Origin of the sequence: Brevibacillus sp. BD137, from assembly GCF_041644655.1 — a bacterium.
Lineage (GTDB): Bacteria > Bacillota > Bacilli > Brevibacillales > Brevibacillaceae > Brevibacillus > Brevibacillus brevis_D.
Genome location: NZ_JAOTNO010000002.1, coordinates 515105 through 528095, shown reverse-complemented (window position 1 = coordinate 528095; position 12991 = coordinate 515105). Strand labels below are relative to the sequence as shown.

The following is a 12991-nucleotide window of genomic DNA, read 5'->3' as shown; positions in this document are numbered from 1 at the left end:
GGATGTACAATGTTATATCTAAACACGAGTGATATTGAAAAGGTCGGCAAGAATTGGAAGGAAACCATTGATGTCATTGAACATGCTGTGCATTCCTTATACAAGGAAGATTATGCACAGCCAGTTAAACCTTACTTGCGATATCACGACATGGCAAACCGCATTATTGCCATGCCAGCATTTGTAGGCGGAGATACTTACATGGCGGGAATCAAGTGGATTGCCAGTTTCCCGAAAAATCTCCAAGAGGGCATCCAACGTGCGCATTCGATTACGATCCTCAACGAAGCCAGAACGGGTAAGCCTGTGGCAACGATTAGTACTGCCCTGGTGAGCGGGATTCGAACCGCTTCTGTTTCCGGTCTTCTCCTCAAGCATTACGAACAAGTACGTCCCCTGCAAAATGTAACGGTCGGAATTATCGGATTTGGTCCGATTGGCAGACTTCATCTACAAATGGTAACGGCCATGTTAGGTGAGAAAATCGACAAGGTGGTTCTCTATGACATTGCGGGTATCCAGCAGGAGCATATCCCGGCTGAGATAAAAGAGAAAACGGTTATCGCGCAAACGTGGGAAGAGGCATACTGCGAGGCAGATGTATTCATTACGTGCACGGTATCACCGCATGGTTTTATTGACAAGCAACCCAAACGTCATTCTTTGTTGTTAAATGTGTCGTTACGCGATTTTACACCAAAAATTCTCGACTATACCCGCTCCATTATCGTAGATGACTGGACTGAAGTTTGCCGAGAGAACACAGACATCGAGATTATGCATCTGGAGAGAGGATTGCAAAAAGAAGATACCAAATCCATCACAGATATCGTCTGCCTGAACCAGATGAAGGAATTTCCACAAGATGAGCCCATCATGTTTAATCCGATGGGGATGGCGATTTTTGATATCGCCATTGCTGCCTACTACTACAAACAAGCGCTCTCGCAGGGGATCGGAACTCACTTGCAAGACTAACTGGAGGTTACCATTTTGTACGATGTGCTAGCAAATCTAAAACTGGTAGAGTCATCTCGTATTTGTTTGCACGAGTCACATGAAAACAAGCGACTACACAAGACCAGAATGATCATTGAGGAGGAAGGAATTTTGCGACATCCTCCGCTGGCGATTCTCATGCAAAACGGCCAGTATTTGATCATTGATGGTGCACATCGGACCTTTGCTCTTCAAGCGCTTGGGTGCAAACATATCCCCGTGCAGGTAGTGGAGCATGAGGATTTTCACTTGGATATGTGGGATCATATTGTGCCAGTCGCTGCATGGTTGCAATCAGTGGAGCAAGATTCTGTGTTTCGATGGGAAACAGAGCGTTTACGAGAAACACCTGTGGCAGAGATGAAGATAGGGAACAACGAACGTTTCTATCTGTACCCAAATGAGAATCGGCAGGATGATGAGTGGCGAATGAAGCTATGGCGTCAACTAGTTGATAGTTACAACTATAGCCATCCGGTGCATCGGCTGCCCACAGGGATGCTCGAATGGCCGGACACAGGAGCTGCCTTGATACGATTCCCGCCAATCAGTCTGGCAGAATTGGAGCGTATCGTATCGGAAGGGCATGTTTTGCCTGCGGGTGTTACCCGTTTTGAAATAGACGGGCGTTTATTAAACTTGTGTATTCCGATTAGCCTATTGAAACAAGAGCAAATCGAGCAAGAACAGTGGGAGCGATTGGTTAAAAAATGGAGAGAAACCTTGCGCCTCTATTCGAAACCCGTGTATATGTGCGATGCGTAATAAGAAGCCGTGGCGAGTTTGATTAGCCACGGTTTCTATCCAATCCCAATTGACATCATGTGTGCTCGTTTTCTTGCGGTTGCGGTCTTTCCCACAGACGCAGTGCCTATAAAGGAGTGGATCATTCTGCAAAAGATCATAGAGGAGTCGAGACGAAAATTAGCGTTTTTGCTAATAAGTTTGGTTCTCGTACTATCTGGCAGTATGCCCGTGTACGCCGAAACAAGCGTTCGACAGGATACGGTAATCGGAACGGCAATCGAACAGCTGGTCAATCAGACCATGGAGTCGGAGAAAATCCCAGGTGCAGCCGTTGTGGTCGTCAAAGAGGGGAAAACCATTTACAAGCAATCGTTTGGTTTCTCGGACACCCAAAAGCAAGAGCCGGTTACTTCTGACACATTGTTTGAAATCGGATCGAACTCCAAAGCATTTACAGCGTTAGCCGTTCACCAGCTTGTCGAGCAAAAACAACTTTCGCTGGACGACCCAGTTCAGAACTATATTCCGTGGTTCGGTGTTACATATAAAGGACAACAGGAAACGATTCTGATTAAGCATTTGCTGTACCATACCAGCGGGATTCCGTTTGAAAGCATTGGCTCCATCCCTATTTCTTCTAGCGAAAATGCGATCGAAGAAACTGTGCGAGCCATCAATCATTCTGAACTGGTACGCAAGCCGGGGACCGAGTATGAATACGCCACCATTAACTACGATATCCTGGGCTATATTGTTGAGAAAGTCACCGGAGAAACGTATGAGCAATATGTACAGCAACAGGTCATTGCCAAATTAGGACTAACCCAAACCTTTTTGAAGGCAAAGGCACCCGTGGAGGGGATGGCAAGAGGGCATAAAATCGAGTTCTTTTCCCCAAAAGTGTATGATGCGCCTGATTATCGTGGAAATACGCCAGCAGGCTATGTCGTTTCCAATTTAAACGATATGGAACGATGGTTGCAGATTCAACTGGGGTTGGAGGCATCTTCGTTTTCTCCCGAGTTGGTGCGTGCTTCCCATCTTCCTGATCGTTCGGTAGCTCCTGCTGCAGACGGTTTCTCGTATGCGTCAGGCTGGATGATTTATCAGGATGGTGGAGGGCAAATTTCGCACGGCGGAAATAACCCTGCCTTTTCTTCATATATGGTATTTCGTCCAGAAGAAAAGCTGGGCGCCGTCGTTTTGACCAATCTCAATTCGTTGAACGCATCTGTTATCGCCGAAGGGGCCGTCAATCTCGTACTAGGCAAAGAAGCTCCCGTAGTCGTGTCCGACACCAATCTTCAAGCGGATCGCCTAGCAAGCATTTCTCTTGTGATCCTTGGCATCCTTTTGTTGCTACTTGTTGGGGGGATCATGCAGATTTTCGTGCAAGTTTACCGAGGCGAACGAAAACTCGCCGCGAATGCGGGGCGAATCTGTTTTGCATCCTTTGTTGCATTTGTTGTCATGGGCAGTGTTTTGACAGCCGCCTTATACTATTTGCCGGACGTTTTTTTTATGGGCTTACCGTGGCCATTCATTGAGGTCTGGCTTCCCATCACCATTTTTTACGCCATGTACGCATTGGTGACAGGACTCGCTCTGTTTAATGTCTACATCACACTCATCCGCTTGTTCCCGAAATCGCAAGAAAACTCCATGACGTCTATTGTTATACAGGGGCTTATCAGCGGATTTGGAAATGCGTTGATTATTTTTATGATCAATCTGGCGCTTACTTCTACGAACAAGTTTCACGCATCCATTTTCCTGTATTTTCTCCTGGGTATCTTGTTGTATATCGTCGGGGAGAAAATGATGCGTAGCCGGCTGATTGTCATCACAAATGAAATCGTATACGAAAAAAGAATGGAACTGATCCGCAGAATTTTTCGGACCCCTTATCAAAAGTACGAGACACTTGATAACGGTGAAATATATGCGGGGTTAAATAACGATACGGAAACGATTAGTACGTTCGCCAATAGTGTCGTCGTGGCACTGACGAGTGCGGTTACACTCGTGTTTTGCTTCATTTATCTAGGCTCACTGGATCTATACGGATTTTTGTTTTGTTTGGCGGTCATTTTTGTGGCAGTAGGCTTGTATACGTTGGCAGGACGCTTTGCAAACAAAGTATGGGAGGAAACGAGAGACATCCAAAATGTGTTTTTCTCCTATATTACCGATATGATCGGAGGCTTCAAGGAGCTGTATTTGACGCAGGCGCAACGAAAAGAATTTGAAGAAGATATGGAAAAAAGCTGCTCTGACTATCGACATAAGAAATCAGCGGGCCAATTTAAATTTGTGAACGTGTATTTGATTGGGGAATTGCTTTTCGTTGTGGTAATCGGCACGGTTGCCTTTTTATTCCCGGTCCTATTCCCTTCACTTCAAAAAGAGATGCTGATTAGTTATGTGTTTGTCTTTCTGTATATGACAGGGCCTGTTCACGGTATTTTGAATGCAGTACCGGAGCTGATTCGGATCAAGATTAGCTGGCAGCGACTGAATGCGTTGCTTGATTCCTTATCAGTGGAAACGAGAAGAGAAGAGAAAAGCTTAGCTGAGCGGAACGTGCAAGATTTTGAGTCGTTTTCAACGGAACAGGTGCGTTTCCGATACAAAAACAAGGAGGGAGAAGAGTTTTCCGTAGGGCCGCTGGACTTCTCCTGCCAAAAAGGGGAAATCGTCTTCATTGTTGGTGGGAACGGCAGCGGGAAGTCAACGTTTGCCAAGCTAATCACCGGATTGTATGAGCAGGATGAGGGCGAGTTTTTCATGAATGGCCAAAAAGTAAATGCTGATCAACGCTGCGAATTCTTCTCTGCGATCTTCAGTGATTTCTACCTATTTGAGAAGATGTACGGCATCGATTATCAAGAGAATCAAGAAGAAGTGAACAAATATTTAGAGGTGCTTCGCATCGCTGACAAAGTAGAAGTGGATGAAACGGGAACGTTTAGCACGACGAAGCTGTCTACGGGTCAGCGTAAACGTCTTGCCTTAATGCTCAGTCTGGTAAGAAACCGACCTATTTTCCTCTTTGACGAGTGGGCAGCAGACCAAGATCCTGAGTATCGTCAGTTCTTTTATGAATCCTTGCTGCCAGAAATGAAAAGACAGGGGAAATGTGTCATCGCGATCACACACGACGATCGCTACTTCCATCTTGCTGATCAGGTAGTGAAAATGGAGAGTGGACGAATTATTTCGCAGCAAACGTTTGCGCATGCCTGATGGAAAAGCAAGCAGAGAAGACCGAACGGGGACGATACCCGACGGTCTTTTCTTGTAGGAGTGGCACGGCTCCCTTCGATTGGAGATACTAGACAAATAATTCAGACGGCTATATAATTGGAAGCAGTTGGAATAGAATGTGGTAACATTATGCGGGTGTAGTTCAATGGTAGAACTCCGGCTTCCCAAGCCTGCGGCGTGGGTTCGATTCCCATCACCCGCTCCATACGAAATGGTAGAAAAGCCTTTGATTATAAGGGCTTTACTTGTTTTTGCAGCAATGATTGCAGAAAAATGTTCAGAGAAAATAAAGTATTAGACTGATGTTGTTGATTTGGTGCTATTACTAACTAAGAAAGCTCTTTACCTTAGAAAAATAGGTATTAGACTATTCAATCCTTCCATACGAAAGGCCAGTCAAAACATAATAATAAAGTGTTAGACTGGCGTAGTTTATTGAGCTATCGTTCCCCGTTAGAGTAATCTTTCCTCACTGTTTTAACCCGAGTCATTAACTAACAAACACTTGTGTCTTTCTTCCAAATTCTATTCGCTCAGTAAATTTGCCCTCAGTGTATTCCTCAATTGTTTTTTTCCAAAAATGTTGTGCGGGCTCGTTACTATCTATTTGGTATACTTCCCATGGTCCTTTATGCATATTAAATATATCTTTAGCAACTTGTTTACCTAACCCTGACCTCCGAAATCTTTTCATAATAAAAAACTCGGCAATCGAAAAGTATGAGTCATCTTCATCTCTATTTATCCATTTGACCAAGACGAAACCAGCAATTTTCTCATTTAGTAATATTAAATATGGAAACCTAGAGCAATCTGTCCAGTATTCGTTTAACGGATATTCACCAAATTTCCCGTTACCTTCAATCTGTAGATCCATAAACTCAGAGAAATCGTAAATATAGAATTGCAAAAGGTTGCTGAGTGTTTCCTTTTCATCCAAGGTCGCTCTCTTAATTTCATAGTTCTCCAATAAAATACTCCTTTTAAGTAGTTTCCCCCAAATATTCGATATTCGGTAAAATATTCAATTCTCCTTTTTATGGTTCATTGTTCTAAACTGCTCGTTAGTTTAGCAAAGGCTGCCAGTATTAACACTGGCAGCCTCTGCTTGTATTTGTACCGCTATTGATACCCAATAACGTAATAAGTGACTTCCAGAGATCCGGCAACCACTTTTAATGCAGAAACTAAGAATCGAATACGTTAAACATTCCAGTCATATGTGGGGAGTGGTTTTTAAAATCGAATTTCTCGTAAAAGGTTTCTTTTCCTTCAGATGCGAATAGGCCGACAAACGCGATCCCGTTTTCGATCCGACGTTTTTGGATGTAGGCGAGTAAATAATTTAGAATTTCAGTACCCAATCCTAATCCTTGCATAGAGGGACGAACCGCGACGTCCTGGATATAAAAAAACATATAGCCATCACCAACGATGCGTCCCATACCGACCGGCTCCTCATTTATAGTTGCAACAACTCCATAAAGAGAGTTATTTAAAGAACCCCTCGACATTTCGGTATTAATGTTGCCCCAACCGACTGCTTCCCATAACACCTGGTGTTCCAAGACAGACGGTATACGTTCCTCGATTTTATAATTTATGGCCGCCAAAAAATCCACCTTGCTTTCTTACAGATTTAGCGGCTAACTTTTGGTTACCGCCGATTTAAATGTATTTGATGTACTTCATGACACACACACATTTCTGAGTAGTCATAATTTGATTCTGCCATTTTTTGTTCTGTCCAGCCCGTTAGCTCAACGAGTTGTATGTTTGTATAGTTTGTTTGCCTCGAAAATCAAAAGGAATTACCGTTGTAGACTGATCCATTAAAAAGAAACAGCGGCGGACCAAGACTTGAAAAATAAAGTCTTAGATTTTGCCGTTGGTGTCATTCAACAAACGTACCCTTTAGATTATTGTGAAGTAAGCCCACTGTTCTTTAACGGACGGAATTGGAGACTAAACCGGATCTGTCGGCGCAAAACGGTATTGGCTTGCTGTTTCGTAGGCGTAAGCGAGACGGAAAAGCGAAGGCTCGCTGTAGGCGGTTCCGACGAAAGTGATTCCCTGAGGCCCTTTGGTCGTATAGCCGCCTTCGGCGATGATGCCTGTCTCTGCGTACCCGCCCGGCACGGTAATAGCAGGATACCCCGCCCGCGCGGACAAATCAATCCCGTCCTCGTTGCCTAGGAACAGCAGGGCGTCCAGCCGATGTTCGCGTATCACGTGGTCGATGCCTTGGTCACGGGATAACTCATGGTTAAGGCGCAAACTCTTGGCGTACACCTGTTCAGACAATGTGTAGCTTGTTCCATTCGACCAGATCAGCGTGTCTTGCCCATATTTAAGTGCGACGTCGCGATTCGCTTCGTTATAGGCTATGAGTTCATCTAACGACCGAACGAATGCGCCGGGGCCAGCTTTGGCGAGATAGTCGTTCAGTCCTTTTTTGAATTCGAACCGCATCACGTCCCAGTCCCACTTCGCACTCTCGCATGGCAACGATACCGGATCTACGACGATCGCCCCGCGTTCCTTGCACAAGGTGATCGCCCGCTCGATAATCACCGCCCGGGCTTTGTCCAATCCTCGATAATAATATCGCGGAACACCAATTCTCGCACCTTGCAAACCGTTCGGGTCCAAGAAAGGCGTATAATCCGTATACGCTATTCGCCTATTCTCTAGCATAGCCGCATCTTCCGGATCTGCCGCCGTCATGGCCCCGAGTAAAATCGCGGCGTCCCTGACCGTACGCGTCATCGGACCGGCCGAATCTTGGCTAGTTGTAATCGGAATGATTCCTGTACGACTGACGAGCCCGATAGTCGGTTTTATACCGACGATGCCGTTTTGTGAGGACGGGCTGATGATCGAACCCGAAGTTTCTGTGCCAATGGCAGCGGCACACAGATTCGCGGCAACCGCCGCGCCAGAGCCCGAACTCGAGCCGCCTACAAACAACTCGCCGGGCCCATAAGGATTAAGCGTCAGACCGCCCCTGGAACTATACCCCGCCCACATCGTGCCCGACATGAAGTTAGCCCATTCCGTCATGTTTGCCTTACCAAGGAATACACATCCCGCAGCCCTTAATTGCGCGGCCACGGCCGAATCCTTTGGAGCGAAATGTTCAGCAAGAGCAACCGAACCGGCACTAGTATGCATGCGGTCACCTGTATCAATATTGTCTTTGAGCAAGATCGGGATGCCGTGAAGCGGTCCGCGAGCCCCGTGTTCCCGTCGCTCCGAGTCAAGTCTCTCTGCGACCGCTATCGCGTCCGGGTTAACTTCCAGCACCGCTTTCAGCTTCGGGTTGAGCCGTTCGATTCGTTCCATATACCAGCTAACGCAAGCTGCTGACGATAACTCGCCTGAATCCATCGCCAACTGCAACGAAACGATGTCTGCCTCTATTAAACTATCATTTAGTGTTCTGGCCATTCAGAGAGACTCTCCTTTTTGCAATGTTCTGCTTATAATAATAACAAAATGAAAAAAGCAATGACCTGTAGAGAACGATTAAAACTAAACTGCCAGTTGGCCTAATGGTCGGCTTTAAGTCTAAATCTTTATTTGCTTAGTCTATAACTATATTTTCACAGTCTAGCACTTTATTTTTCGAGTCTAATATATTATTTTCAGTAAACAAAGACAATGGCGAGGATACATACGTTTCTACAGAACATGCCATGTTACAGGGGTTCTTACCATTTACCAAAGCATTCAACCATCATTTGCAAAAAAACACTTTCAACAGCTTTCACCACATGGTCAATCTTTCAAGAAAACTTACGCGTATCTGCATGTATCTGAACAAAAAGCAATATGCCATTTGAATGCTATGACCCAAGAGTATGTGGAAGATGAACACTTAAACACATGCAACAAAATTACGTGTTTACAGAAGCAGAGCTCATCCGCTTTTTCATTATGTATGGATGCAATGAGTTGAATAACAAAGCTGTAAATGAAGCTTCACATTTATTGTCAGTACACTCCATTTAATAGGAATCGGACAACGGACATGGGACAATGTCCTTGAGATCAGACTGAAGAGGGGGCGCTTTTGACGGTAAAAAGAGTGGGGAGAGGGCACAAAGGAACGATAAGAAGAAGCAGATACGACCTTGGCTACCAGGTACACATTCTGCTGAAATTCGTTCCCTTACGAAATTCCTTGGCGCATCTTCTCGTGCATCCGTAATGTGACAAGTGTTAAAGAAAGACGTTTCATTGATTATGTGAAGCCTTACATGATGAGAACAATAAGACTACCTGTTAGCCATGATGCCTCTTATTTCTTCACTCTTATTGGGAATCGTCACTTGGACAGGTCAGCAGAGATTGTATTCTGAGATCAAGGTTGGGGTTACTAATCGAGGGTCCTTTTATGTAACGAAAGAGATAGTGGAGCTGTATCTCCACCCCCTTACCTCTGGTTTGGATATTTCATACGATGGGTTGGCCACCATTACAATGGATTATGCACTTCGAGAACTTATGGATAGAATTGCACCTAGATATAAACATAGATATATTTTAAAGCAGCACAAGATAATCAATCAGCTTACCAGCTAAATCAAATAAAAGGATAGATTTTACTGTCATTGGCAAGCCGGTTATCATCCACTCGTGGATGTAACCGGCTTCGTATTCTTTGTTGAAAAAACAATACATTCTCAGGTGATTACAATAACAAAGGTCTAAAAAAGATGCATGATATCGCTGATTATGACAAAGAGTGCAATAGTTGAGAATTGTATGTAATGGGTCAATCTGTAAAGGTTGTGGTATAATCTACCTGCTACTTTATCTGGAGGTAAGAAAGAATGTCAATTAAATTGAAGCGAAGTTTACTTTTAGGATTAGTTATTGTAATTTGCTTATCCATATGGGCGATTGTTATTCAAAGCATGGCTGGAAACAAGTCAACATCATCAAATTCAAATTCGATTGCACAGGGTCAAAAAACGGCAGCGGATAAAGCACCTAATCTGAAAAAGGAGAGCAATCCAAACCCTGACGTTCCAACTCAAGAGGGAACACCAAACTTAGATGAAGCTAAAGTAGAAGTACCTAATAAAGCGGTAAAGCCAGGAATAGATAAATCTAGTCCAGAAGTATCGATGAATCTCAATCATGATCAAGTAATAAGACTTACAAAGGGTGATAAGATAGTTGCCATTGCAGATGATCAACTGGCGTCAGAAGAGGCGAGGCAGGCAAGACAAGAAATAGCCGATTCTAGGAAGCGATTTGACGCCTTAACTTTTAATACTCTAGCATTGGAAAATAAAATAGACATGGTGAAGTTATATTTGAAAGCTGGAATGGACCCAAATGCATACATAGAAGTGGTGGTAGGAAGCAAGAGTCGTTCCATTCATGCAGCAGCTATGAATGGCCATTTGGAAATGGCTAAACTCCTCCTTGAACATGGGGCAAATCCTAATCTCCTGGATGGAAATTACTCAGCAATCACCTCGGCAATTGACAATTATAACTTCATTGCCTTGTTACTAAAGTATGGAGCTGACCCTGATTTAAATTATCAGAACCATCGATCACCACTAATGCGAGTAGTACAGGATGATAGAGTAGACATAGCAAAGTTGTTGTTGGATCATGGAGCAAATCCAAATCTTTCGACTCCTTACCACCCAGATTATCCATCCACTTTTATGACTCCGTTAGAGGAAGCAAGAAGAAGGGCAAATCCAGAAATGGTTGCCTTGCTTGAGGCATATGTCCGCAACTAGAACTTGCGATAATTATAAAGCCGAATTACCGTGGGGTAATTCGGCTTTTTTTTCTTATTTAACCTTAACATTGAGAATTTGCACTTTCCAAAGAATACCACAGAATACCGCTCTTAGTTAGGTTTACGTCTGTCTCTCCACTCGTCAGCTTCTCTTGGATCGACGTCAAGGATTTCGCAAATATCTAGCGCAATCATAACAGTGGGAGCGGTATTCCCGTATTCTATGTTCTGATAATGTTTCAAGGATACGCAACGTACAGACATGCAGCAAATGAAAATGTACTGTTACAAAGTGCTAATTCAGTCTGTTCCGTTCTATCAACACGTAGTTGATAATGAGAAGGACAATCACACGGACCGTTTTGTTATCAGTCAATATCGTTTATTTCGAGCAACAGTCCAGGGAACGAATGCTGAGGAAAATTTGGAGGCGGTAATCAGATTTAAACCTCACTGAAAGCGCTTACCTGAAAATTTCCAATTAGATGGGTTGCTTCAGTTATCGACGGTGTGCTTCGCGTTGTAAAGGCGGGGCGATATGGAATTCTACGCTGACGAGTTACTCTCTTTATCTTTTAAAGTCTATGATAATGAGTTGCGTAAAAGAAAAAACAACAAGGTATGCGATCCGTTAAAAACGGACCGTCATTTAGTTGTGTATTATGGACAAGGCTATCTCTTAAAATGTGTCGCATTACAAATGCAAGGATTGTACGGTGAAGCGAGAGAGTGTGTTCAAGGCTATGCAGATCTTGCATGGTTTGAACTCCTTGATGAAGTGGGATTAAAAGAAGTTGAGAAGTTGAGAAGTTGAGAATTTGGGCAAAAGCCAATATATAACGTATAGTTTGCTGACGGGTGAAATTGGTATTTTACCTGATTATTTGGAGTTTCTATCAAAATATCCAGTTGAAATCCAAGCTGGACTTTTAACTATTATGGAGGCAGCTAGTAAATACGACATTGATATTGATGATATACTGGCTCGGTATTCAGAAGAAATAAAGCGATTCTCTGAATACAAAGATTCGGTTAATATTGTCAAATGTTACAATTTCAGGTATTATAAAGTCGAATATGTATTGAAGAAAGGGCGCATAAATAAAGCGCTCGATGAGATTCTATACTGCTTAGACTTAGCTGACCAGTTGAATAATCAACAAGCATTTAAGCGCAATACAGCACTGTTTTGGGCGTACCGTCAACATGCGTCAGAGCAACACGAACGTTATTATCAAGAAATAATAGGGAGGTTCACAGTATGAAGCTGAAATTATGCTCGTTATCACTTTTGCTAGTTTTTGGCCTGTGCATCAGTATCACAAACACTGAAACATCATCTGATACAAAAAGCACCGTACAGATGTACACACATGGAGTAGGCGGTTAAATAGAGTAGACAAAGGTCAGTACCTTCAAAAGGTACTGGCTTTTTTATGTTTCCTTATTTTTGCAATACCGAGATTTTTGGAGAGTCTGACATGGTAAAAATACCCTAACATACATAAAAAGGAAGTAATGAAAGTCTGTAGTTGTGAAAAAATCGGATTCTTTGGAATGGATCGTCGTCTATCCTATAGAACAATTAGATGTAGACCCTCTTTCCCCTAAACCCAGATGTATTACACTGCTGGAAAAGAATCAGGAGGATTTAGAGAAAGAAATGTAAGATTTACGAGGACAGCTAATAGATCTTGCGAATGTAAAAGGTTTTTCCAATATAGAAGTTGTGGAGTTGAGCCAGCCCCTTGACGAATATATTGTGCAGGTCCAAAGCATGATGCATAAAAGGACTAAATGAGTAGTAAAAAGAACGACACTAGAATCTCGATTCATTTTGACAAGAGTCTCGATCGTACTTAGGGAACAGCCATTTTGTACATACGCGGGATCGGCTCTTGTGATAATCAAGCGTCTATCTCGTTTAGATAGATCTTCTAATATCGACAGTGCATTAAGAATGTTAAATTGAGGGAGCTGCGTAAGTTACCAAAACGATAAAGTTGGAAGTTTTATAGCGTTTTTTAAGTGGAAAATAACGCTTTGACATTCTTGAAATTTGAAGCAACTCCTTATGGCATAATACATCAAAAGGGTGTAAATTACTTCCATAGCCTTTATATTGAATTGAAGAATGATTATGTAAAGAGTGCGCCTACTTTTGGTGCACTTTTTTACGAATCGATCCTAAAGATGCCTCAAAGTCGG

General features: G+C 43.3%; 9 protein-coding genes, 1 tRNA gene and 1 pseudogene. 8 read left to right on the top strand and 3 right to left on the bottom strand.

The features are described 5' to 3' along the window. Positions 1-9 precede the first annotated feature (9 nt). The 4 genes from sbnB (at position 10) to ODZ53_RS05830 (ending at position 5218) form a co-directional block, all read left to right on the top strand. Positions 10-978 carry a 2,3-diaminopropionate biosynthesis protein SbnB gene (gene sbnB / locus ODZ53_RS05845; RefSeq protein WP_372676293.1) on the top strand — a complete coding sequence of 323 codons (969 nt, stop codon included), beginning with the start codon at positions 10-12 and terminating at the stop codon, positions 976-978. A 24-nt stretch (positions 979-1002) separates the two neighbouring features. Beyond that, entirely contained in the window at positions 1003-1764 is a 762-nt protein-coding gene (locus ODZ53_RS05840; RefSeq protein WP_372676408.1) for a ParB N-terminal domain-containing protein, read from the top strand. A 168-nt stretch (positions 1765-1932) separates the two neighbouring features. After that, on the top strand, positions 1933-4992 hold the full coding sequence (edeA, locus tag ODZ53_RS05835) for a cyclic peptide edeine export ABC transporter EdeA (RefSeq protein WP_372676407.1): 3060 nt from the start codon (positions 1933-1935) through the stop codon (positions 4990-4992). Between the two features lie 152 nt (positions 4993-5144). Continuing rightward, positions 5145-5218, top strand: a tRNA-Gly gene (locus ODZ53_RS05830). Positions 5219-5503: 285 nt separating this feature from the next. Here the strand turns inward: ODZ53_RS05830 and ODZ53_RS05825 are convergent. From ODZ53_RS05825 to ODZ53_RS05815, 3 genes are all read right to left on the bottom strand, one after another. Further along, positions 5504-5983: a GNAT family N-acetyltransferase gene (locus ODZ53_RS05825; protein ID WP_372676292.1), complete on the bottom strand. Its 480-nt coding sequence runs from the start codon at positions 5981-5983 to the stop codon at positions 5504-5506. Positions 5984-6200: 217 nt separating this feature from the next. Beyond that, a complete protein-coding gene (locus tag ODZ53_RS05820; protein WP_372676406.1) occupies positions 6201-6617 on the bottom strand; it encodes a GNAT family N-acetyltransferase in 417 nt (138 codons plus the stop codon). 361 nt (positions 6618-6978) lie between these two features. Further along, the gene (locus ODZ53_RS05815; RefSeq protein WP_372676291.1) at positions 6979-8463 is read right to left on the bottom strand and encodes an amidase family protein; all 1485 of its coding nucleotides are present in this window, start codon (positions 8461-8463) and stop codon (positions 6979-6981) included. 1388 nt (positions 8464-9851) lie between these two features. Between ODZ53_RS05815 and ODZ53_RS05810 the strand changes: the two genes are divergently transcribed. From ODZ53_RS05810 to ODZ53_RS05795, 4 genes and pseudogenes are all read left to right on the top strand, one after another. After that, positions 9852-10781, top strand: a complete 930-nt coding sequence (locus ODZ53_RS05810; RefSeq protein ID WP_372676290.1) for an ankyrin repeat domain-containing protein — start codon at positions 9852-9854, stop codon at positions 10779-10781. A 540-nt stretch (positions 10782-11321) separates the two neighbouring features. Then, complete coding sequence (locus tag ODZ53_RS05805; protein WP_372676289.1) at positions 11322-11597, top strand: hypothetical protein; 276 nt, start codon at positions 11322-11324, stop codon at positions 11595-11597. Between the two features lie 4 nt (positions 11598-11601). Beyond that, a complete protein-coding gene (locus ODZ53_RS05800) occupies positions 11602-12048 on the top strand; it encodes a hypothetical protein (protein ID WP_372676288.1) in 447 nt (148 codons plus the stop codon). 419 nt (positions 12049-12467) lie between these two features. Beyond that, positions 12468-12584 (top strand): annotated as a pseudogene (locus tag ODZ53_RS05795) (Spo0E family sporulation regulatory protein-aspartic acid phosphatase); the annotation flags it as partial. Positions 12585-12991 lie beyond the last annotated feature (407 nt).